Below are 20,791 nucleotides of genomic sequence, written 5' to 3' on the forward strand. Positions count from 1 at the left end.
TGTAGTCCTCGACATTCAATCCCACAACTGCACCTGCTCAACCGTAGGCCGCTCAATATCCGGGAACGTAATTAACAAGCCAGTACGCAGAGGTTGCGGCTCATCCGCTAACAAACGGTTGGCCGCAAGCACCGCCTCGACCGTGCCATTGAGGTGTCCGTAATGCTGATGACACAGGGTATCCAGCAGGTCGCCATCAGACGTTCTGCATATCATCGCCATAGCGCGAGAACTCCAAACTAAAGGTTTGCTTGCGCGGGATCCCGCCGGCCAGCAGCGCGCCCTGCTCTTCCTCCATACTGCGTAGGCACCAGGTGCCGAGGACAACGCCGTAGCCAGTGGTCAGATTCAACGGCAGCAACTGCCCGCCGATTGAACGCAGTGTGTCGAGTTGCTTAAGCCCACCTTTGAACGTGGGGAAAATCACACCCTTCAGACTGAGCTTATCTTCCCCTATGCCCACTGCTTGCTGCGCCGGCCGACGACTGAGGCGCTCTTGCGAGGCCCAGCGGAATTCCGTCTGCCGGCGTAGCTCGTTAAACGCCGCGGTGTCCAGGTTGAAGTAGAACGGCTGCGCATTCGCCTGCAGCGGCTGCAGGATCAGCAGGTGCGGAAACGGTTTGACCGCTTCCGCCAGAGGCGTGGCATTGGGCGCCAATGCTCTGGTAGGCAAGATGTTCGCCAGGCGCGGACTGACCTTGCCAGCGATCTGATTGATCGCGGTGCTGGCCCTAGCAGCTTGTTCCTTCAACGTGCCCAAGCGCTCGTCAATTGCCGACAACGCACGCGTGGCTTTGCTATAGGTCGCCAGCACCGTACCGACCTTGGACTGCGCCGCGTTGATCCCGCGCATAACCCGCTGCAGCTTCTCGCCGACACCAGGTGGCACGCCGGGAATGCTGGACAGTTCATCAGCCGCCCCGCTGATTTCCCCAATAGCGCCGTTCACCGGGCCGATCATATCGTCGATGCTGTGGCGGCCCGCCTCCCCGGCCTGGACCAGGGATTTGAAGCCCGATTGCAGTTGCTCCATGTAAGCCATGACAACTCCTTAAACGTGGGGGGCATCGAACAGGTTGCGCCGCCCCTGCTCCCGGCTGAACTCCTCGAACATCTGACGCAGGTGCGGCATCATCTCCTGCGCGAGCTGCCGTGGATCCTTGACGTCGCCGTGCACGGTCACCGGCATGGTTGGAGAAAACGTCCACTGTTGATCAATCCGAGGGGGTTCCGGTTTCGCGGCGAGTCCAGCAGCCAGCACGGCCGGAGCCGTAGTTGCTGTGGGAGCCGCCGCCAACGAACGCGAGACATCCCCCAAGGCGGGCCCCGGTGCTGCCGGCGCTTTAAGCATCAACGGGCCGGACGATAGCGACGGCGCCATCTGCGCCAGACGTGGCATAACTGCCGCACCTGGCGCTGGCAACCGCAACGGCGAAGGCTGAGCCAGACGCTCTACAGGTGTGTCCGGCCCGCCAAAAGCGGCTTTACCCACCGCCCCGCCCAACTCGCCGCCGCCCCAACTGCCGAGGAAGCCGCCGATCAATCCGCCAACGACGGTGCCGATCACCGGCACCACCGAACCAATCGCGGCGCCCGCTGCAGCACCGGCCAATGTTCCGGCCAAGGTGCCAGCGGCATTACCGTAGCCCTCGGCCTTTTCATCGCGGGTCTCGGCGTTTTGATAGGTATCAGCAGCGATCAAACCCGCCTCGATCAGTGCCATAGGCGCGCCAACCTTGGCGAACCCGAGCCCCTTACCCATCATGGCCTTGGGCGCGAACCGGCTGGCCGTTGCGCCAATCGGCGCCGAAGGTGCAGCGGTACTGACGGGAGCGCCTCGGCCACCGCGACCACGTTTGCCCTTGCCGCGACGCCGCTTTCCATCACCTACATCGACCCCGCCACCGCTGCTGGAAGGGTTCGTGACAAACACTCGTTGGATCACGTTTGGATTGCCCATCAGCGAGCCGCGAGCAACATTCATCAAGCCTTTGCCGATCTTGATCGCATTGATCGCAGCGCCCAGGCCAACAACACCAGCAGCCAGCACGGCCGCCCCGCTGACCACTGTCGGAAACCGACCTGCCAACTCGCCAAGCCCATAGGCCACTTTCGCCAGCCCGTCTGCCGCCACATCCGTCAGCGGCCGTAATGCATCACCGATGCGGGTCATCGAGGATTCAATGCCGGCTGTCGCCGTTGCCCACTTCCGGTTGGACGTCTCCCGCGCCTTCGCCGCGTCCGATTCGATCTTGGCCTTGCCGTCCGTTTTCTTGATGGTCGACATGTCCGTCTTGATCTTTTCGCCGTATTTGATCTGCGCGAGCAGGCCCGCACTGGCGCTCTGATCGCTGACAATGGTTGCCAGACCAGCCGCTTCGGTGAGCGCGATCATGGCCTGCGCTTCCTCTTGGCTGCCATCGACTGAGCTTTTGATTTTCTCCTTGAGGGCCTCGATTTTCTTGGCCTTGGCCGGATCCTGCTTTTTGATCAACTGCTCACTGAGCATGATGAACGCGTCGACAGGATTCGCCGCCTTGCCACTTTTCGTCGCCGCGTTGATCGAGCCGGCCAAGTCATAACCTTCTTTGGCAAACCGTTCCTGGCTGGTGCTGCTGATCACTGCGTTGAGCAGGTTGTTCATGTTAGTGGCTGCAGCCGCCGCGTCCTGGGTTTGCGAATACTGCGACTGCAGACTGGCACCCAGAAAGCGCACAGCCTCCGGGCCTTCCATACCCAAGCGCCTGATGTTGCCAAGCATGGCGGGCAAGTACTTTGCCATTTCCTTGGGGCCGAACGCGCCGATGTCTCCGGCCGCTGCTACCTGGCCCAGCATCGCCGCCATGTCGCCCTGCTTGACCCCGGCTTCCTTGAAGGAGTTGATCAGGGTCGCGATGGTTTCGGGCTCCACGCCCTGGCCGTCGATCAGGTCCGCGATCTGCCCGGCATAGGAGGTGGCCACGTCCCAGTCCACGCCCTTTTCGATCAAGGCACCAACCGACTTCGCGAGCAGTTGCTGGCTCATACCTTTCTCTGCCGCGACCTTGCTGATGCTCGCCGCCAGCTTGGCCTCATCGCCGGTACCGGCGGTGTGCGCCCACAAGGACATCTGGCGAATCTGCGCCTGATAATCGCCAGAAATCTTGGTCGGGATCGCCAACGACCCTGTCAGCACAGCGGCCTGGCCCAGAGAATTCTTCATCCCCTCCTTGCCCTGCTGGATCTGCGTATGGCCCAGCGCCTTGAGTTCGGCGCCCCGCGCTACTTTGCCGAGGGCCTGGTATTCCCTACGCAACTTGCCGACCTCAATGCCCTGTTCCTTCAGGGTTTTGAGATTGCCCTCCAGCTTTTTCAGCAGGTCACCGGCGGAGGCTGAGCCGGTGTCGTGGGCTTTTTTCCATTCGTCCCGCAGGCGGATCGTGTCGCCGATGGTGCTCTGCAGCACACGGGCCTTGGTGCCGGTTTCGCCGAGTTTCTTGATGCGGCCTTCAACGTCCTTGAAGGCGGCGCCGACCGTGGAGCTGACGACGCCGCCGATGACAAGGCCGAGCGCCAGGTTGTTTGCCATGAGAACACTCCAGGCAGGGATGCGGGGCTCAGTCCATGAGCCACCAGATCATCGTGGAAAAGGGCATGGTCTCGATTTCATTGGCGGCAAAGGAATATTGCGTCGCCAAGCGTTTCGCGACCTGCTTCTGCAGTTCGGCGTTAAACCCCGTCGTCCTGCACCAGGCGAAAGTAGGCGGCTTGCAGCCGCTGGTAGTCCGTCAGCTTGAGCCCCTCCAGATCCTTGGTGTCGGACTCAGACAGGTTGGCCAGGAGGAGTGTCTCGCGCTGATCGTCGTCACCATTGGACGCCGAGGTCGCAGCACGCACGTCACGTACAGTCGGTGCGCGCAACATCAGTCGGTCGTGCTTGATGTCTTTGATGTCATAGGGTCTGGACAGCGTGACGATGGCGCCGTCCGGGCCGACGACCAACCAAGTCGGGATCTGGTCGTTTTTCTCGGGCATCCCGGCATCCAGCAGCAATTGCGAATATGCCGTCTGCACCCGTGCGTAGTCCGTCATTTTGAGCCCATCGATGTCCTTGGTACCGACGTCGGTAAGCGAGGCGAACAAGGTCACCTCACGCAACACGACGTCAGCGCCACCGATTGCGTCAGAGGCACGCACCTCGCGCAACGTCGGAGCGCGCAGGGTCAACTGGTCGACCGTGACGCCATTAACGTCACTTGGACGAGTCAGGTTGATCGTCGCGCAGTCAGTGGCAATGGCGAGCCAGGAAGGCAGCTCTTTGAGTTTTCTTTTCATGCGAAATATTTCCCTTACATGCCCAGGTCGCGGCGGACGCTGGCGAGTTGATCCACACCATTGATGACCCGCACGCAGTTGATAGGATCGATTTCGTACATCAGGCGGCCAGCGACTTCGAGCTTGTAATAGCTGACAGCAACGGAGTACTTGAACTCCCCGGCCTCACCTGCTTTCCAGTCGCCCGGATCAATCTCTTTGAGCATGCCGCGCAGGGTGGCGACCACTGCCGTGGTCGCGCCTTTCTGGCCTTTGAAGGAACCCCGGAACACCGCGTTGAACGCAGTCTGATCGGCCAAGCCGTAAAACTTCATGATCTCGGGGCGCGCACCTTTGCCGGCAAAACTGGACTCCAGTTTTTCCATTCCCTGATCCATCTCCACCGGGGCATCCATACCGCCAGCTCGATGTTCCTCGGTTTTCAAGGTGAGCTTGGGGAGCGTCAGACTGGTGATCTCCCCGTTGAAGCTGAGGCCATCGATATGGGCGTTCATGTTGTAGAGCGTTTGCGGAACCATCTGGGGTTCTCCTTATGCGTTGGTGTCGAGGACTTCGGTCAGCCACTGGTTGGTGACCTCGACCCGGAAGTTGGGGTTTTCTGCCGGCGGCACGTCGGTGAAGCGGATGTTCCAATACACCTTGCCCTGTTCCAGCTGGCTGGCTGTGTTCAGCTCCGGGTCCGCGAACACCTCGAAGTTGATCACTGCGCCCTGATTTTTCAGGTCGCGCATAAAGGCCTGCAGACCGTTCGTGACGTCGCTGACGTAGGTCTTGGTAATCGAGCGGTCCACCGCCCATTTATGGCCGTAAAGGATCGCGTCCATAACGATGTCCATGGTCCGCACGCGAGTGACAAACGCCCACTTCGGATCGCTGGAGCAGGTGCGGTTGCCCCAAAGGCGGAACCCGTCATCACGGATGATGGTGGTGATCTGCGCGTTGTTGAGCAGGTTGGCCCGGCAGGTTTCGTCGCCGTCCAGGAACTCGATAGGACGGCCGGTGCCGGTGAGGCCGACAAACTCTTTGTTCGACGGCGACGCCCAGAAGCCGTATTCCGAATCGGTCCAGGCGAAGAGCCCGGCGACCCAGGCTGAACCTGGTGCATCGACGGTGGCACTGAATGCGGTGTCCCAGTACTGCACGCCGGGGTCGACCAGGAACACACGCTTGCTGCCGAAGTTTTCGCGGTACTCCATGACGGCTTCGTCGGTGGTGTTGGGACCGTCGATGATTGCCATGGCGCGCAGCTTTTCGCTCAGCGCCACCAGCGCCGTGGCGACGGGCAAGGTCGCGGTGTGCTTGGGTGCGGCCAGCAAGCGGGGCTGCGCGTTGAAACGGCTCTTGCCGTCGAGCAGCGCCTTCATGCCGGTGCGAGTACCGTTCGCCAGGACGCCACCGATGATGGCCGAGGTCTGCGCGGCCGCGTCTGCCAGTTTCTCCACACCACAGGCGACAATCACCGCCTTGGAACGAACGTAAATAGCCTGCACCGCCTTGGTGATTGCCGCGTCTGCGCCCCAGGCGGCGATGGCTTCGCTTTCGCGGGTGATCAGCATCAGCTGATTGGGCAACGCACTGGCACCAGGGCCAGGGGTGAATGTGTCGCAAAGGCCAATGATCGACGACGACGGCACGGCGATAGGCCGCGTGCCGGTATCGACGTTGGTCACGGTGACGCCGTGAAAAAAACCACCTGCAGTACTCATGGTTGAACTCCAGAAACGAGAAAGCCCCGCATAAGCGAGGCCGTGGGTTGGCAGTGATGCGCGTAACGGAAAAGAAAAGGCCCCGTCAGTGCGGGACGTTATTGGATCAACTGAGCCAGCCATGCAGGCTGTTCAGGCCTGTACTCAATTGCCGGGAAGTACTCCGACTCAGGCCAGTCGCGCAGATCCTGCCGGTAGCCCTGCAACTGCTTGTACTGCTCTGCCGTGAGGGCCGTAGGCCGCTCGGCCTCCACCTCATCACGGTGCCGCGAGATCAACGGATCTGTGAGCAGCAACACGCGGTCGCGGATTGCACGCTCGCGGTTTTTCTGTTCTTCCAGCGTAGGGCCAGGCGCTGGAACAGTGCTTGGCCGTCCGTTTTCGCCAGGCGCAAGCACTGAGCCACCCAGCGAAAGCACTCGGTAAATCTCGTCGTGCTCATCCTGCGTTACGTCGATAAGCTCGGACGCTGGTGGAAGCAAGCACGTAGGGTTAGGCACGGTAATGAGCGGAGGTGAAGCTCCCTCATCTGGAACCATAATCATTGGATGCGCTGCCTCAGGATCAGGAATCAAAATGGTTTTATATTCCGCTTGAGCAACCGTTTCCTCACCCTCTCCCTCAAGCTCAACCCAGGCCGGGTTGGGCACTGAAATACTTGGGCGAATCCACTCCGGGTCAGGAACAGCCACGGTAGGCCGCACCCACTCGGGGTCAGCCACCTGAATAGCCCGAGTATTGTGGAATACCTCATTGAAGAACGTATTATCTTTTGCGCTATAGAAAATTTTCATTTATTAGAATCCCCTGGCCTCTACCATTAAAACTAGTCCTGTTTGCACTACAGAGGCCCACTCCTCAACTCTCACAGTACACCCAGTTGCTGTAATCGCAGACACCGAAACACCCAGCGCCGACGCAGTACTAGCCGCTAGCTTTAGACTTGGCCTTACATTTAAACACTGGCCAGGAAACTGAAACGGCCATGTAACTGGAACTAAAGTAGTTCCAGGGGTATCGCCAACAACAACCTCAGCCCATTGAATAATCTCGCCGGTATCGGCGTTCTTACTCCAGCCGTTAGCAGCGAGCAGGGCCGTATCCTTGGGCTTTAACGGCTGGAGCATTACAAGCTCACCGGTTGTATCTTTTCGCATGTAAGGCAGGTTTTTATCACCACTCGCCAACCCCAATGCTGTTATCGAGTCGCGGAGCGGGTACTGCGATGTCCAAGCTTTCACGAATTCTGTATTAGCAATTCGCTTGCTATTATCGCCCGCGTCCTGAGTTGGAACAGTAGCCACCCCTGATACAGCCAACGAAGGAACAGTTAACAGGCCCTCATAGGAGTAAGTCATTGTAGGGCCGGTGGCGCTGTTGTCGGCGTTAACAGTTCTCCAGGTAAAACCGCCAGTTCCTGAGCTTCGGTTGCACACAGAATTGAAAGCGTTAGTGAACTGCCCGTCAGCTCCGTATGAAACGTATGCGCCTGGATTGTTAATAGGCAAGGAGTTAGTAGTAATGCGCAGGCTGAAAAAACTAGGCGAGTAAGCCCCACCACTAACAGGCATTTTAGTTGCAGGGTCGAAGTTTCCGTCGTGATAAACAGTTCGATGTACAAATGACCCATCGGCAAGCACACGCCGGAAGCCAAAAATATCACCGCCACCCCCTACATGCCCGAAAATATCGAACGCGGCGAGAGATTCGCCGGGGTACTTCATATGCAAAAACAAGCCACCACTTGAGCTAGGCGGGCTATCGGTGGTCCCACTCGCATATACGCCAATCTGGTGCCTGGCAATGTCCGCGATTTTCCCAACAACACCAGTTTGAGGCGTTGAAAGGATAGCGTCAGTAATACCGGCACCCGCAAGCGTCGTGGGGTTCGTGCCTGCAATAACGCGACCGAGCTTATCCACGGTCAAGCTGCGGTAGGTGCCAGCGACAACCCCCGTGCGCCCGGCAACCACTTCAAAAGTCAGTGCAGTGGTGCCAAGTACAATCGGCGCATCTGTCACGAGCTGCCAAACGCTATCACCGTTGGTAGTACCTTTCTCAACGGTGACGAACAGGCCCGGTGTGACCTCGGCACCGGCGTCAGCATCTTGAGCGCGCTTCCAGGCACCGGCTGCCGGCACAACGTAGATACCGTTGTTTTTTGCCTGAGTCTGGTCTTTCACCAGTACGCGGTCATCTGCGGCAAGCGCGACGCCGTCGACAGTCTGTAGGCCACTCAAGACGATGTTCGCCGTGGTGGCCACGAGCACCGAATGCTTGAAGTCCTGCTTGTTGAGCGCCTCAGCAATCGACAGGTCAACATATTCGCGGGTCGCCAGCACAATCGAAGGATCAATCTTCAGAACAATGTTACTGATGCTGGAAACAATGAAGTTCATCCGCACGATTTGCGTACGACCTGAGCCCTGGTCCAAAGCTGATTTATAGCTTGGCGCACAGTTGGCAACAGCAACCAAGTCACCGTCCGAATCGTACAACCCGATCTCCCGGACCCACCAACCACCCACGTCCGCCGGGATCACCTGCTCAGCAATGATCACCGCCGCGTTAACCGGATCAACGCGCAGTTGATTCAGCGGTGCACGTCGCTGCTCGTTGATCAGCTTGGTCTGTGTTGCGCTGGGCATAGGATCAGTGCCATTGGCATCCCCTACCCCGAGCTGGGTCAGGTTCCAGGGAATCCCCAAGGCATTGGCATTTGCCAACTTTGCGGCCCCCACGTTGGTGAGGATCGCCATAAATTGCGAGTTGCGATCAATCATGGGTAAACGTCCAGAGTGTCTATGCTGTGTTCGCGCCCGACCACGCCGATGTAGCCGGTGACATCGATGTCACGCTGCACGGGTGGGTAGACGTCGATTACGTCGCCTTCGTAGAGGGCGACACCGATGTGTATGGCGCCTTGGGTTTCGAGGCTGATCGCCAGTCCGGTCAAGGGGCGGCTGACGGGCTTGGCGTCGTCGATCAGGCGCTCCAGCTCCAGGTACATCTCTTCGGTGATTCCGGTTTCCAGAACACCAACCTTCAAGGCGAAGGTGCCGGGAATACCTTTGGGCGTGGTCTGCCACCACTCCATCACCTCGATCAGGTAACCGAGCGGCTCGACCACCCGACGCAGGGCGCCAATGGTTCCTTTGTGCGCGTGCACGTAAAACGCAGAACGGATGGCCGAGCGCTTGACGGCTTCGGACCATTTGTTGTCCCAGCGGTCGACCGACCAAGTCCAGGCCAGCCATGGCAGCAGAGGCGCCGGGCAGGTGTCCGGGTTGTACAGGGTGCGCAGTGGGATGGCGGTTTTCTCGGCCAACGCGGCCTCGATAGCGCGCTCCAACTGCGTACTGTTCAGCGGCAACAAACTGGTCATGATGTGCCACCAAGAACGACGCTGTAGCCTGTGCAATACGCCGCCTGGGATTTGCTGGGCTTGAGGTCTTTCCAGTTCTTCAGTTCTACCCGACCGACGCCGCTGATGTGCAACTGGGCGTTGACGCCAGATTGAGCAACTTCCAATGCCAGGCGTTTGCGCGGGTTTATCCAGGCAGCAAGCCGCCGGGTCGCCTCGGCCAGGATGGCGTCGTTTTCCGGTCCAGCGCCCTGCATGTGCAGCACGGCATCCACTCGGTAATTCAGGATCTCGGCGCTCTGCACAATGAGGCGGTCACCCACCGGCCGGACGTCATCGTCGCTGAGCTTGGTATGCACCGCGTCAAGCAATAGCTGATCAGCCATACCGCTACCGCTAAGGCTTAGCACGGTCACTACCACGACAGCGGGTGATGGGCTTTCTGCCGTGGCATCGGCGACCAGCGCCGAAGCGTTGCGTGCATGGAAGATGTAGCTGTTACGGGGGCCTGCTGTAGTCAGTCCTTCGTAAACCAGTTGGATACGCTCGCGCAGAGCATCGTCAGACTCTTTAACTTCTTCGACCGGCGGAACCGCCAACAGGTTGGCCGGCTGTATCACCAGCCGTTGAAGTTTCACGTTGGCCGCGAGCTGATCCAGATCTTCCTTTTCGGCGTACGCCAGCATCAGCGCCTTGGCCGCGTCGTTGACCCGTGCGCGATTTTGCATCTTGCCGTAGGCGCCCAGTTCGACGAGCTTGACCACCGGGTCGCTTTCCAGCGCGGCGGACCAGTTATCGCCCATGTACTCGCGAAAAGCAGCGAGGCCTTCTTCGTACAGCGCTTCGTAGTCCAGCGACTCCAGCACCTGCGGCGCCGGCAACGCTGATAAATCCACCGTGCTCATGCCGACACCTCCAGCAGTAGGCTTTCGCCCAAGTACTCGCCCGTTAACTTGAAGTCGATGCGGCCGCTGACGACGGCAACGACCTGCACCTGTTCCAGCTTGAGCCGCGGCTCCCAGCGTCCCAGCGAGCGAGCCACTTCGGCCTGCACCGCACTCTTCCAACCGGCGTTAACCGGCAGGTCGACAAAGCGCCGGATCTGGCTGCCGTACTCAGGTCGCATCCGCCGACTGCCCACGGGCGTGCTGAGAATGTCCCCTACGGACTGCCGGAGATGGTCGAGACCGGACAGCGGTTTGCCGGTGTGGCGATCCATTCCGATCATCGGAGTTACTCCTGCAGCAGTTCCAGATCCGGGCGCGCCTGCAGCTGGGCGAATTGCTCATCGCTGCTCGCTGTCACTCGCCCCTTGGCAACCGCTGCCGTACTGCCATCGGCGAAGACCAAGGTGCGCGAGGTGTAGAGCGTGTCGCGGAAAACTCGGCCAGGCCGTGCATCGTCCTGGCTGTCGGGTTTGTTCTTACTCATCAACGGATGCTCCTAAAACGAAAAACCCGCACAGGGCGGGTTGAAATCAGTGTTTGTGGTTCGGCGTGTTGCCGCCAACGTCGATGACCTGGCCGTCGCTATTGATGTTGCCGGTCGCGTGCAACGGCCCCTTGATCTGGGTTGCACCGTCGATAGTGACAGCGCCCACCAGGTTGATCGCGCCTGACACCAACCGCGTGCTGTCTGGCGTCATCTCCCACACAGACCCGCCGACCTTGACCGTCACGGTGCCGGCTGGCAGGTCGATGGTGTAGCTGTGGGCCTGCCAGTCGTAGACCAGGGAACCGCCATCGTCGAAACGCCACACCTCGACGTGGTCGCGGTTGTCCGGCTGGGCACCTGCATTGCCGTACAAGCCGGGGATGAACGTACCCATCGCCGGCTCACCGCTTGGGCTGATCAACACGCCCTGCTCTTTCAGGCTCGGCACCCGCCAGTGGCGCGCCTTGCCTGCCGCCTGGCTGTGCCAGCGCACCCAGGCGCTGGTCCAGTCGCCCGACTGCACGCGCACCATGGCGGTGGTCAGATCGACCGCCACCACCACGCAGGGCATCACCGTCGAGGCGATCATCCGGTCATGCTGGGCACTGGCGTAGCTCATTACAGATCCTCCGGTTTGATCTGCCCAACGCCCGGCCCAAGGTCGATGACCAAGGTGCCCGGCGGCTCATCCGGCCACGGCCATTCCTCGGCGCCCAGGTAAACCGTCTGGTCCCACTCCACCAGCCAAACGAAATAGCCGTCCAGCTCGGGCTTGGTCCAGTCCTGGGTGGAGCGCACGAACTCGGCGCAGTCGACTTCCAACCCCCAGCTCTGCCCCCTTAGAAGCACCGCCAGTTGAGAGGCCAATTGCACCGCCTGCCGTTGAGGATCCGCACTGATCGAATCGACGATGATCCGCGCCTCGAACTTGCAGGTGAGCGCGGTTTCACCCGTGCCGAGATCCTGCGCGGGCTCCATCTCGGCCATCTCCAGCAGCACCACGGGTGTGGGGAGGCTGGTGTCTGCCGACAAGTCCGGCCAGAACGAAACGCCCTGAAGGCCCGGCAACTGATCCTGCAGGTGCTGCTCGATGGCCTCATACAAACGGTCAAGGCTGAAAGGTCGATCAGACACGGGCGGTCCCCTTGAGGTACTTCTGCAGTTCAAAGTTGAGTTCTTGCTTGAGGATTTCCAGCAAGCGCTCATCGGCCTGTTTCACCCAGTTGTCGAAGTGCGGCCGCACCTGGTCCAGCGAGACCTTGGCTTTCGCCAGCGGGAAGCGGTTGTCGCTCTCCGCGATAAAGCCCGAGCTGCGCCGGCCCTGAGTGCTGTCGGGATAGTCCGAGGCGTTGAAGTGCTTGCTCGACGTGCGGATCCAGATGTCAGGACTGCTGCCATACACTTGCTTGAAGAACGCGCCCTGGTAACGCCGCCCCGCCACCGAGACGCCAGCGCGAGTTTGCCGAGCCTTACCGATCCGGCTGGCCTCGATGGCGTTGACCCCGAACCACAACTTGCCGCGCATCGCCCCGCCACTGACCGGGTAGGCCCGCAGACGTTGCCGAACGGCGCCGATGGCGATGCGTTCCTGCTTGCCCACGGCGCGAGCGATGTGGGTACGCAGCCAGCCCAGCGTCTTGTTGATCGCACGACGCTGTGCCGCTGCAGCAGCCTTGGGCACCAACTGGCCGAACTCGCGCAAGGCCTGGGAATGCACTGCTGACGGCTGAATGTTGAGCATCCCGCTGTCGCGAGTCTGATGCACGTAGCTGCCGACACTCATGGGCGCTTCCTCAAAATCAGGGCCACCAGGCCATCGCCACCGGGCTCCAGCTGCAGCAGATCGTAGTCGCCCCCACCGTCTAGCGTGGGCAGATCAATGGTGACCCGCAGACCCTTGCTCAGACCGTCCGAGTCTTTCACGCGAACCTCAAAACGAGGCTCGCGCAATCCGGTGTGGACCTTGCCGAACTGCGGCGCTTTCCAGGGTGCCGCGAACATACCCAGCACCGGCTCAGCGCGGCCTTCGATCTGGGCACTGTCGCCCAGGGTGTCGAACACCACATCGTCGATGTCGTCGATCAGATCGCGGAAGGCCACGGTCAGAGTTCCAGCAGGATCTGCGCCCGAGGCCGCGTGCACAGGTGCAGCGGGTTGGACTGGGCTTCACCGGCCACGCCCTTGCCGAACTGCAGTGGCTCGATCTTGCTGTAGTACGGGATGCCCTGGGTGTTGACCGTTTCCATGTAGTCGGCCGGCGCGAAGCACGAGATGTACAGATCCGGCACGCCCTCGGGGATCAGCAGGGCCTTGTCGTCGTGGACGAACGCCACACCCGCCACTTTGCCGCGATAACGCTCCCAAACGATCCCGCCGTACTCGAAGCTTTCACGGGCATCGCCTCGCAGGGACGCGGCCTGCATGGTGTTGAGGTAGGTCTCTTTGACCGACTTATGCACGATGAGCTTGTTCCAGAAGTTCTTGCCGCACATCGCACGCGAGCCGCTGCTGGTGACACTGCCGAGGGCTTCCTCTTGCATGTCCAAGGCTTCGCCGCATTTGACCCGCAGCTCGGTGTCGGGGCTGTTCAAGCCCATCTGAAGCTTCAGGCGATTCACACCGAAGGATTTATAAATGTCCAACAGGACCGTCTTGCCATCGGCGTCCAGGACCTGGCCATTCAACGCGCCCATGCGCTGGAACTCGTGGGTCGCGTCCAACTGCCGGCGCGCTTTCGCCAGACGCTTGTTGACCACATCCTGAACGGCCTGCAACTCGGTGCGCGTGCCGAAGGCGCGAATGCCTTGGATTTCGTCGGCCTTGATGGTGAAGCGTTCCGGCAAGTGGACGGTGTTGAACGGAATCAACTGACGCTTGGTCGCGCCGACCACCAGGCCCGAGGTGCCACGCTCACCCGCCGGCACCAGAGCCAGGGTGTCACCGTCCTTCTCGATCTGCACGGTCAGGGTGCTGATGCCCTCTTCGCGAAACAGGCCCAGGCTACTGATGCGGCCCGGCAGATATTCCTGGTCATTGATTGCAGCGGTCAACGACGAGACGCTGAATGCATCGTCTTCAAAAATGGCGATATCGGCCATGGGGGTACTCTCCAGAAACGAAAAATCCCGCACATGGCGGGATGAATAAAACAGGGTGAACGTCTTAGCGGACGATCACGAAGTGGGTGCCCAGCGCTTTTTCAGCAGCGGGATCGAGGCCGGTAAGATGCGCTTCGCTGACCTCAGCCAAGCGCACGATGGCACGACCGCGACGCGGCACATCCGACTCGCCCAGCGGCCCGTAGAGGATCGCGATGGCGTTTTCGGTGCCGTCTTCGGCAGTTGGCTGGTACGGCGCAAACTCTCCGGTGAGCGTGACCAAGCCCAAGATCTGGCCCGGTTCCAGCGCGACACCGGCAGCGACGTTGATCGCTTCGCGGGAAATATTGCCAGCGCCCTCAGACAGCAGGAACTCACCTGCGTGCATCGATTCAGTTTTCATGCTCTTGCTCCTTTCGAGTTACCGTTTTGTGCCGCCTGACGGGTGGCCCAGATTGATTGGCTGTCGACCTGCTTGGCCTTGACCGTGAGTGCCGGGTCGTTATCCAGCGGCAAGGCGTTGTTGATTTCAAAGCCACCACCGCTGCTGACCAGCTTGTCAAAAAGACGCGCACGGACTGCGGCTTCGTCAAGGCCGGCAGCGATGAACTCGCCGGTCAGCTCAGGCAGGCGCGCCGCGACACACAGGCCGTGCAAGGCTTTGGCCTTGGTCAGCGCAGCCTGGACCACGGTTTCGCTTTCAAGCTTGGTCGCGGCGAGTATCGGATCCACCAGGTTGCTGATACCCGCCGCTGCACATCCTTGTGTGACCATCAGCGCCAGCTTGGCCGCGTCCAGCACTGGGGCCGTATCAGGCTCAGGCGGTTCTACTTCCGGCTCTTCGTCCAATTGAGCGAGCAGCTCAGGCGGGGCATGCTGGAAACGCTGTAGCACGCTGCCCTGGCCGAGACAGGCGCTGACCTTGAGGCCGTCGCCCACTTCATCGGCCAGGCCCAGCGCCACCGCTTCATTGGCCGTGAGCCAGGTTTCAGCGTTGACCATGCGCCGCAGCTCGGCGTCGTCAATGTCCGGTGCCTTGGCTTTGTAGGCCGCGATAATCGCTTCCAGAGTCTGGTCCAGCACGTCGGCCACACGGCGGAAGTCTTCAGCATCACCACTGGTGAAGGTGTAGGGGTTGTGGATCATCAGCATGGCGTTTGCCGCGATCACCACACGGTGAGCGCCGCACACCGCGACACTGGCCGCGCTCGCCGCTAGGGCGTCAATGCGGCCGGTGCAGCGCTCGCCCAAGCGCGACAGCGCGTTGTGGATCGCCAGACCGTCGAACAGGTCACCGCCGATGCTGTTGAACGCAACGATCACCGGCGACACGCCGTCATCCATGGCACGCAGATCCTGCACGAACTGATTGGCGGTGACGCCCCAGGCGCCGATCTCGCCGTAGACGAAGATCTCGATGTTGCGCTGCTCGGCTTCGCCGCTGGCCTGGAGCGTGTACCAGCTTTTGTCGGCGACCTTGACCTGCTTGCCCGCCTTGTCATAAACGCGGGGCTTGGTTTTTTTGCTCATGGTTGTTCCTTTTCATCAAACGTCTCGATGGCATCAAGCGTCGTGTAGTTGAGGCCGAGGTCCGTGGACCTGGCGAGGTCGGCAGCGTTTTCCGCGTCGATGGTTTCGGCGTCGTAGCCGTTGCGCAGACACATTTCACTGCGCGAACCAAAGCCCGCCTGCACTTCCATACGCCGCGCCTGCACGTCCTGTACCGGCTGGATGTAGGCCCAGCCTTGCGGCACCCAGCGTGTGCGCAGGTATTCGCGGCGCCGTTGCGCGTAATCCGCCAGCACCAGCGCGCCGGACAACACCGCCATGTCCATCCACGCGGCGCGCACCGGGCGACACAGCTGATGCACGTACACGCCGAATTGCAGTTGCTCCAAGCGGCGACGGAACTCGTTGAGCACCACCCGCAGCGCCCGGTCGTTGACCTCGCGCATGTCGCCAGTGAGGATCTCGTAAGGCGTGCCCGAACCTGCCGCCGCAGCCATCAGTTGCTGCCGCATGAAGTCCGGGTAGTTGTTGCCGGCGTCGGGTGGTTTGGAGAACTCCACCTCTTCACCTGGCGCCAGCTCCTGCATGGTGCCGGGTTCCAGGGCGACCATCGGCGTGAAGCCGTCGCGGTCGGTGGTCAGCAACTGCCCGGTGACAGGATCGCGTGGTTGCTGACCACTGTCAGGGGCTGGCCGCTTAATGAAGCCGGCGAACAGGTTCGCCACCTCCTGGCGGAACAGCACCGCGTCGTCGTAGTTGTCCAGGCTGCGCAGGCGTTTCAGCACAGGTGCCAGACGCGGTACACCGCGCAACTGGCCTGGCTCCATTGGTTCGAAGATGTGCAGCACCTGCGCCGCTGGCACCCGCACCAACTGGTTGTAACCAGCGTTCAAGGACGACGAGTCGCGTGGGTGCGACAAGTACATCCAATACGCCACACGCTTGCCGGCCGGGTTGAACTCGATCCCGGCGCGGATCACGTTGCCGTTTTTGGCCGTTTCGAATTTGTCGTGAGGGACAAACTCAGGGGCCAGCGCCTGCAGCTGCAGCGGTACCGCCAAACCTTCACTGGGGCTGCGCGGTCGCAACCGCACAAAGCACTCTCCGGCCGTTTCCACGGTGCGCGCCACCAGGGCCTGCATGCCGTAGAAGTCGGTCAGCTCATCGGCGTCCGCTTCATCCACCCAGTCATCCCAAAGCTGCTGCTGGAGTTTGCGCAGATCTGCGTCTTCCGTGGTCGGCCTGGGCGTGATGCCCGTGCCGATCAGGTTGCTGACGCGCTTGTCGATGACGTTGAACGCATACGGGTCATTGCGCACCGCCGCCCGCGAACGTGCGCGCAGGTTGCGCAGCGCCGGGGTGTTGATGCTGTTGATGCCGTTTTCGCTAGCCTCCCAACTGGCCGAACGTCGGCCCTCACCGGCGCCTTCGTAACTGGCCTTGATGTTCGACGGCAGCAAGAATCCATTACGGGTGAGCGTCGGATAATGTCGAGCCATTAGATGCCCTTGCCTCCGTGGGTAAGCCGGATCACGCGAGAGCGCGGGCCGGCGGCTTGGCTCAGCGACGTGCGGATCTCGTCACGGGCCTTGAGCAGTTCGTCGATAGAGCGGTACTCCACCGTGCGGTCGCTGTAGCGCACGGTCTTTTCACCGCGTGCAATGGCGCGCTCGATGACTTCGAGGTGCTTCGGGGTAAACGACATATCAGCGTCTCTTCAGGTAACCGCTGGTGGAGCTGCGGCGTTGTGGGGGTGCAGCGGGGCGCGGTTGGGCGACAGGTGCAACTGGTGGCGGTGCAGGTAGCGCCTGACGCGCTGCAACCGGTGCCGGTGTTTCTTCAGCGTCGACGCGCTCGCCTTGCACGGGTTTGACGCCCAACACATCGTCGAACAAACCAGACTGCGCCAGGGCCTGTCGCACCCGCTCCCAGTCGTGTTCCTGGTAGCGGTTGATGCCGAGGTAATGCGCCATCGCCAGGCAGTACACCAGCAGGTCGAGCGCCTCGTTGCGCTCGGCCTTGCCCTTGACCCACTCGATACGCTTGTAGCCTTTGACGTACCGAGCGACCTTGCGCTCGGCCACGCACTGGTCGAAGAACTCGTCCGGCAGGTCGTTGGCAAAGTGCAGCGAGCCAGGGCCGTCCTCGAAGGCGTAGCGGTTGTAGATCCAGTCCTTCGCGGTGTCGGTACCGACAAACCACAGCTCGGCGCCGCCGCGTTCGGTCTGGCCCTTCCAGGTCACGTCAACCATGGACGGCCGCTGAGCAATCACTGGCTTGCCAGGCTTGCTCGCGCCCTTGATGGCGAAGATGTTGCGCCAGCGCCGTACCCGGCAGAACTGATAAACCTCATCGGTGTGATGACCGCCGGAGTCGACCCCCGTCGCCAGGATCGCCAAGCCGACTCCGCAAGGATGCCGGTAGCGAGCCTTGAGCTTCTCGTCCAACACCGCCCAGGTGCGCTCGTCGGCAGGATCGCCCCAGATCACCTGGTGGTCGACCACCCAGCGTTCCATGCCGACGCCGAAGCCCATCACCATCAGCTCCAGGCGGTTGGCCTGGACATCGACGGCGCCGGTCAGCATCAGCACGCCCACCGGCATGCTGCCGAGGGTGTAGGTCTCCAACCGTGCCCTGTCGACCAGCACCTTGGCCTTCGTCTGCTCTTGCGCGCTGTCCCAGACCTTGGCGAGACGGGTGTTGTAGAACACCTGCATCAGGCCCATGTCGCCCTTGGCCTGGGCCGTCTTGGCGTCTTCGAACTCCTCGGCCAGCGAGGGCCAGTCCTTCCAGCCAATCGGCGAGTACAGCGCGTTGAGGTGGAAGCCCACCGTCTTGCCATCGCCGCTGCCATGGGCACGCCATTCGCCACGGGCGAGCATGTCGGTCTTGTGGTGCTCCTCGATCAGGACGTCACAATCTGGCGCGGCGCACTGGTAGTGAACCGTTTTGTAGTCCTTGCTGTAGAGCAGCCCCTCCCATTCCAGCACCTGCATGTGCCCGCATGAAGGGCACGGCACATAGTAGTAACGTTGGTCGCTGGATTCGAACAGGTCCGCGATTCGCGAGGCGCCCTTGATCGTCGGCGAGCTGGAGAAGTAGATCTTGGCGTTGCGGCCGAAGTTGGTCGCCCGCGTTTCCGCCAGCACGATGGGGTCACCTTCCTGGCCGACATCGTTTTCCCAACGGTCGACCTCATCGCCGTAGATGTAACGCGCCGACAGCTCCGACAAGTTGGCCGCAGAGCCCGCCGTGGTGACGTACAGGGCGCCACCCTCGAACTCCTTGGTGTCCATGGTGTTGCGGGCATCCCGTGAGCGGCTGGCCGCTACGCGCTTCGCCAGTTCCGGGGTGGCCTTGATCGTCTTGCTGATCCGCCCGGAGACCCGCTTGGACAGACTCAGACTGGGCAACAGCGCCAGGATGTTGGACGGCGCCATGTGGATCAGGCCGCCCATCCAGTTCAAGGCGATCTGCGTTTTCATCAGCTGCGAAGCCACCATGGTGACTACGCGCCGGCACGGGTGTGCGGGTGACAGGCAGCGCATCGGCTCGCGGGCATATGGCGTACGCTCGGTGCGGTACTGGCCCGGTTCCGGCGCGCCAGTGTCTCGCGGGATGCGCATGTACTCATCGGCCCACTCGTCGATCCAGAGGTCTGGGTCAGGACGCAGCCCACGGAAATACGCCTCACGGTACGCACGGTCACCGTCAGGAATTTCAGTGGTCATAGGTCAGCTCGTCGTCATCGCTCGTTCAAGGTCGGAGGAGGACATGCGCTCAGCCTCTTCCAGTGATTTACGGAGTGTCGCCGTCAGGTGTTTTTCGATGTCCCAAGGGTCGGTCATCGCGGCCAGCTTGTGGGACAGCTGGGGCAGCAGGCCGAACAACTGGTCACGCAGATGGCGCCCGGCGTTGTAGGCCCCAAGCTCAACGGCATCCCTGGCAACCAGCGAGCCCTGCGCCTTGTGTAGTTCGATCTCGGCCAGTTGCGCCAGGTTGTGTTCGCGCATGGCGCGAGCCTTTTGGAAGTCGTGGCCCTTGGCGGTAAGAGGCTGCTGCGGCGCAGCCGTGTTAGTCGGCTCGACCAGGGGGGACAGTTGGCTGTAAACGTCACGCTGAATCCGGTCCTGCTGGTGTCGAGCAGCGACGGCGGCCTTGCTGGGGTCGGCGGTTTCGAGGATCAGCGCTTCGGTTGCCAGCACGTCGACCTTTTTGCCGTCCGGCGACAGCACCAGGCGATTGTTGCCTTTGAGCCAGGTGATGTAACTCGGCGTCCTGCCGATGCGAACCGCGAAAGCGCTTTTAGACAGATAGAGGGGCAGCATATCTAGATTTCCCTGGCTGAACGGAGGAGTACTGCCAGACACTCCTCCTCCTATTCGATTTGGGAGTCGGAACTACATGGTGAAATGGGCTTCCATGTACGTCAGCAATGTCGAGGTGGTCAGTTGGCTTTCGGGAAGCACCTCGTGCTTGACGTCATCATTCCCATCTTTCTTGTTTGCCACTGCGATGGCGAACTCACCGGGCTTACTATCCGCAGTCATTACGATGATCCGATTGTTCGTATGCGCGCAGTCGAGCACGGCAGAATAGCCGCCTTGGATATTCAAAGGCCCGCCGGATACACGGGCACCGTCATAAAGCTCTGTAAAAACGCTAACAGACTCAGCTACAGCCATCATCATTTGTTGACCAATTGCCATGTGCTCTCCGAGTGTTTGATGAAAAACACATAGAAGCACATTCCTAGCGACAATGAATAGCGAAAAGCCACCACCGAAATTCAATGGAAAAGGACGGTTTTTCAATCCGGTTATTTCAATTTCAGTGGATTGAATTTCAGTAAGCTGGCAGCCCATTCGCTAACGCTTTCCCGCGGGTTTCATGCCCCGTGCCCCTAGAATGCCGCCAGGGTCCCCGGCGACTTTTCGGCTCGCCATTTTGATGCACGTCGCTACAGGCCACGTATTTCGTGGCCTCTAGAGCATCAAGCCTGCCCGCTGCCCGAGGGCGGCACATCGCACACGCCCAACCGTTTGGCAGCCCAGCGTTCGTACAACCCGATGGCGACATCCGCGCCGGCCATCGCGGTGAGGCAGCCAATGCTCCCCGCCGCCAGTACCGACATGCCCGATGCGTGCAGCAACATCATGGTGGAAAGTCCGCAGACCACGCAGGCCCCGGATCGAAGGAGCAAGCGGCGAACCAATGACCAGCCGCTTACCCCCGCCTTGTCAGCCCGCCATGCCTCGCCGGAAATCCCGCCGACCAGGGACAGCAGGATCACCATCCAGACCGGCATCTCAATAAGCGCTTGCTGCTCGTTCGTCATCGCCCTACTCCATAAACGCAAAAACCCG

25 protein-coding genes and 1 pseudogene are annotated in these 20,791 nt (G+C 61.0%); all 26 read right to left on the minus strand.

Annotated features, from left to right (window positions below):
- Positions 1-15: 15 nt before the first annotated feature.
- Positions 16-222, minus strand: coding sequence for a tail protein X (locus tag DYL61_RS00275; protein WP_135306725.1), 207 nt, complete (start codon positions 220-222; stop codon positions 16-18).
- A complete protein-coding gene (locus tag DYL61_RS00280; protein ID WP_135306726.1) occupies positions 197-1,042 on the minus strand; it encodes a phage tail protein in 846 nt (281 codons plus the stop codon). The genes DYL61_RS00275 and DYL61_RS00280 overlap by 26 nt, the downstream gene beginning before the upstream one ends.
- Positions 1,043-1,051: 9 nt before the next feature.
- On the minus strand, positions 1,052-3,568 hold the full coding sequence (locus DYL61_RS00285; RefSeq protein ID WP_135306727.1) for a phage tail tape measure protein: 2,517 nt from the start codon (positions 3,566-3,568) through the stop codon (positions 1,052-1,054).
- 140 nt (positions 3,569-3,708) lie between these two features.
- Complete coding sequence (locus DYL61_RS31790) at positions 3,709-4,014, minus strand: phage tail assembly protein (RefSeq protein ID WP_238704511.1); 306 nt, start codon at positions 4,012-4,014, stop codon at positions 3,709-3,711.
- 24 nt (positions 4,015-4,038) lie between these two features.
- Positions 4,039-4,314, minus strand: a pseudogene (locus DYL61_RS31795) (phage tail assembly protein); the annotation flags it as partial.
- 14 nt (positions 4,315-4,328) lie between these two features.
- Positions 4,329-4,832, minus strand: a complete 504-nt coding sequence (locus DYL61_RS00295; protein WP_099587378.1) for a phage major tail tube protein — start codon at positions 4,830-4,832, stop codon at positions 4,329-4,331.
- A 12-nt stretch (positions 4,833-4,844) separates the two neighbouring features.
- Positions 4,845-6,020: a phage tail sheath subtilisin-like domain-containing protein gene (locus tag DYL61_RS00300; protein ID WP_135306729.1), complete on the minus strand. Its 1,176-nt coding sequence runs from the start codon at positions 6,018-6,020 to the stop codon at positions 4,845-4,847.
- A gap of 98 nt (positions 6,021-6,118) precedes the next feature.
- On the minus strand, positions 6,119-6,814 hold the full coding sequence (locus tag DYL61_RS31480; protein ID WP_238704507.1) for a tail fiber assembly protein: 696 nt from the start codon (positions 6,812-6,814) through the stop codon (positions 6,119-6,121).
- Between the two features lie 3 nt (positions 6,815-6,817).
- Entirely contained in the window at positions 6,818-8,803 is a 1,986-nt protein-coding gene (locus tag DYL61_RS00310; RefSeq protein WP_135306730.1) for a phage tail protein, read from the minus strand.
- Entirely contained in the window at positions 8,800-9,405 is a 606-nt protein-coding gene (locus DYL61_RS00315) for a phage tail protein I (RefSeq protein ID WP_099587381.1), read from the minus strand. The genes DYL61_RS00310 and DYL61_RS00315 overlap by 4 nt, the downstream gene beginning before the upstream one ends.
- Positions 9,402-10,289, minus strand: coding sequence for a baseplate assembly protein (locus DYL61_RS00320; protein ID WP_135306731.1), 888 nt, complete (start codon positions 10,287-10,289; stop codon positions 9,402-9,404). Before DYL61_RS00320 ends, DYL61_RS00315 begins: the two co-directional genes overlap by 4 nt.
- The gene (locus DYL61_RS00325) at positions 10,286-10,612 is read right to left on the minus strand and encodes a GPW/gp25 family protein (protein ID WP_135306732.1); all 327 of its coding nucleotides are present in this window, start codon (positions 10,610-10,612) and stop codon (positions 10,286-10,288) included. Before DYL61_RS00325 ends, DYL61_RS00320 begins: the two co-directional genes overlap by 4 nt.
- Positions 10,613-10,617: 5 nt before the next feature.
- Positions 10,618-10,815 (minus strand): hypothetical protein, encoded by a 198-nt coding sequence (locus DYL61_RS00330; RefSeq protein ID WP_135306733.1) that lies wholly within the window; start codon positions 10,813-10,815, stop codon positions 10,618-10,620.
- A 46-nt stretch (positions 10,816-10,861) separates the two neighbouring features.
- On the minus strand, positions 10,862-11,437 hold the full coding sequence (locus tag DYL61_RS00335) for a phage baseplate assembly protein V (protein WP_135306734.1): 576 nt from the start codon (positions 11,435-11,437) through the stop codon (positions 10,862-10,864).
- Positions 11,437-11,952 (minus strand): hypothetical protein, encoded by a 516-nt coding sequence (locus DYL61_RS00340; RefSeq protein ID WP_135306735.1) that lies wholly within the window; start codon positions 11,950-11,952, stop codon positions 11,437-11,439. The genes DYL61_RS00335 and DYL61_RS00340 overlap by 1 nt, the downstream gene beginning before the upstream one ends.
- The gene (locus DYL61_RS00345) at positions 11,945-12,601 is read right to left on the minus strand and encodes a hypothetical protein (RefSeq protein WP_135306736.1); all 657 of its coding nucleotides are present in this window, start codon (positions 12,599-12,601) and stop codon (positions 11,945-11,947) included. Before DYL61_RS00345 ends, DYL61_RS00340 begins: the two co-directional genes overlap by 8 nt.
- The gene (locus DYL61_RS00350) at positions 12,598-12,918 is read right to left on the minus strand and encodes a head-tail joining protein (protein ID WP_135306737.1); all 321 of its coding nucleotides are present in this window, start codon (positions 12,916-12,918) and stop codon (positions 12,598-12,600) included. Before DYL61_RS00350 ends, DYL61_RS00345 begins: the two co-directional genes overlap by 4 nt.
- Before the next feature lie 2 nt (positions 12,919-12,920).
- Positions 12,921-13,916 (minus strand): major capsid protein, encoded by a 996-nt coding sequence (locus tag DYL61_RS00355; protein WP_135306738.1) that lies wholly within the window; start codon positions 13,914-13,916, stop codon positions 12,921-12,923.
- A 64-nt stretch (positions 13,917-13,980) separates the two neighbouring features.
- Positions 13,981-14,319, minus strand: coding sequence for a head decoration protein (locus tag DYL61_RS00360; protein ID WP_135306739.1), 339 nt, complete (start codon positions 14,317-14,319; stop codon positions 13,981-13,983).
- Positions 14,316-15,446, minus strand: coding sequence for a head maturation protease, ClpP-related (locus DYL61_RS00365; protein ID WP_135306740.1), 1,131 nt, complete (start codon positions 15,444-15,446; stop codon positions 14,316-14,318). Before DYL61_RS00365 ends, DYL61_RS00360 begins: the two co-directional genes overlap by 4 nt.
- Complete coding sequence (locus tag DYL61_RS00370; protein ID WP_135306741.1) at positions 15,443-16,924, minus strand: phage portal protein; 1,482 nt, start codon at positions 16,922-16,924, stop codon at positions 15,443-15,445. Before DYL61_RS00370 ends, DYL61_RS00365 begins: the two co-directional genes overlap by 4 nt.
- Positions 16,924-17,130: a phage head-tail joining protein gene (locus DYL61_RS00375; protein WP_034106735.1), complete on the minus strand. Its 207-nt coding sequence runs from the start codon at positions 17,128-17,130 to the stop codon at positions 16,924-16,926. The genes DYL61_RS00370 and DYL61_RS00375 overlap by 1 nt, the downstream gene beginning before the upstream one ends.
- Before the next feature lies 1 nt (position 17,131).
- A complete protein-coding gene (locus DYL61_RS00380; protein ID WP_099587393.1) occupies positions 17,132-19,156 on the minus strand; it encodes a phage terminase large subunit family protein in 2,025 nt (674 codons plus the stop codon).
- Positions 19,157-19,159: 3 nt separating this feature from the next.
- Positions 19,160-19,753 (minus strand): terminase small subunit, encoded by a 594-nt coding sequence (locus tag DYL61_RS00385; RefSeq protein WP_135306742.1) that lies wholly within the window; start codon positions 19,751-19,753, stop codon positions 19,160-19,162.
- 72 nt (positions 19,754-19,825) lie between these two features.
- Positions 19,826-20,290, minus strand: a complete 465-nt coding sequence (locus DYL61_RS00390; RefSeq protein WP_135306743.1) for a hypothetical protein — start codon at positions 20,288-20,290, stop codon at positions 19,826-19,828.
- A gap of 128 nt (positions 20,291-20,418) precedes the next feature.
- Positions 20,419-20,763, minus strand: coding sequence for a phage holin family protein (locus DYL61_RS00395; RefSeq protein ID WP_069673282.1), 345 nt, complete (start codon positions 20,761-20,763; stop codon positions 20,419-20,421).
- Between the last annotated feature and the right edge of the window lie 28 nt (positions 20,764-20,791).

It is taken from the genome of Pseudomonas nabeulensis (assembly GCF_004682045.1).
GTDB lineage: Bacteria > Pseudomonadota > Gammaproteobacteria > Pseudomonadales > Pseudomonadaceae > Aquipseudomonas > Aquipseudomonas nabeulensis.

Bases quoted from the DNA above. Each gene is read 5' to 3' on its own strand.
- DYL61_RS00330 (WP_135306733.1), bottom strand. From the start codon at position 10,815: ATGAGTAAGAACAAACCCGACAGCCAGGACGATGCACGGCCTGGCCGA.
- DYL61_RS00325 (WP_135306732.1), bottom strand. From the start codon at position 10,612: ATGATCGGAATGGATCGCCACACCGGCAAACCGCTGTCCGGTCTCGAC.
- DYL61_RS00385 (WP_135306742.1), bottom strand. From the start codon at position 19,753: ATGCTGCCCCTCTATCTGTCTAAAAGCGCTTTCGCGGTTCGCATCGGC.
- DYL61_RS00275 (WP_135306725.1), bottom strand. From the start codon at position 222: ATGGCGATGATATGCAGAACGTCTGATGGCGACCTGCTGGATACCCTG.
- DYL61_RS00390 (WP_135306743.1), bottom strand. From the start codon at position 20,290: ATGGGCTGCCAGCTTACTGAAATTCAATCCACTGAAATTGAAATAACC.
- DYL61_RS00280 (WP_135306726.1), bottom strand. From the start codon at position 1,042: ATGGCTTACATGGAGCAACTGCAATCGGGCTTCAAATCCCTGGTCCAG.
- DYL61_RS00365 (WP_135306740.1), bottom strand. From the start codon at position 15,446: ATGAGCAAAAAAACCAAGCCCCGCGTTTATGACAAGGCGGGCAAGCAG.
- DYL61_RS31480 (WP_238704507.1), bottom strand. From the start codon at position 6,814: ATGAAAATTTTCTATAGCGCAAAAGATAATACGTTCTTCAATGAGGTA.
- DYL61_RS00395 (WP_069673282.1), bottom strand. From the start codon at position 20,763: ATGACGAACGAGCAGCAAGCGCTTATTGAGATGCCGGTCTGGATGGTG.
- DYL61_RS00295 (WP_099587378.1), bottom strand. From the start codon at position 4,832: ATGGTTCCGCAAACGCTCTACAACATGAACGCCCATATCGATGGCCTC.
- DYL61_RS31790 (WP_238704511.1), bottom strand. From the start codon at position 4,014: ATGCCCGAGAAAAACGACCAGATCCCGACTTGGTTGGTCGTCGGCCCG.
- DYL61_RS00285 (WP_135306727.1), bottom strand. From the start codon at position 3,568: ATGGCAAACAACCTGGCGCTCGGCCTTGTCATCGGCGGCGTCGTCAGC.
- DYL61_RS00355 (WP_135306738.1), bottom strand. From the start codon at position 13,916: ATGGCCGATATCGCCATTTTTGAAGACGATGCATTCAGCGTCTCGTCG.
- DYL61_RS00300 (WP_135306729.1), bottom strand. From the start codon at position 6,020: ATGAGTACTGCAGGTGGTTTTTTTCACGGCGTCACCGTGACCAACGTC.
- DYL61_RS00310 (WP_135306730.1), bottom strand. From the start codon at position 8,803: ATGATTGATCGCAACTCGCAATTTATGGCGATCCTCACCAACGTGGGG.
- DYL61_RS00380 (WP_099587393.1), bottom strand. From the start codon at position 19,156: ATGACCACTGAAATTCCTGACGGTGACCGTGCGTACCGTGAGGCGTAT.
- DYL61_RS00360 (WP_135306739.1), bottom strand. From the start codon at position 14,319: ATGAAAACTGAATCGATGCACGCAGGTGAGTTCCTGCTGTCTGAGGGC.
- DYL61_RS00315 (WP_099587381.1), bottom strand. From the start codon at position 9,405: ATGACCAGTTTGTTGCCGCTGAACAGTACGCAGTTGGAGCGCGCTATC.
- DYL61_RS00375 (WP_034106735.1), bottom strand. From the start codon at position 17,130: ATGTCGTTTACCCCGAAGCACCTCGAAGTCATCGAGCGCGCCATTGCA.
- DYL61_RS00320 (WP_135306731.1), bottom strand. From the start codon at position 10,289: ATGAGCACGGTGGATTTATCAGCGTTGCCGGCGCCGCAGGTGCTGGAG.
- DYL61_RS00345 (WP_135306736.1), bottom strand. From the start codon at position 12,601: ATGAGTGTCGGCAGCTACGTGCATCAGACTCGCGACAGCGGGATGCTC.
- DYL61_RS00370 (WP_135306741.1), bottom strand. From the start codon at position 16,924: ATGGCTCGACATTATCCGACGCTCACCCGTAATGGATTCTTGCTGCCG.
- DYL61_RS00335 (WP_135306734.1), bottom strand. From the start codon at position 11,437: ATGAGCTACGCCAGTGCCCAGCATGACCGGATGATCGCCTCGACGGTG.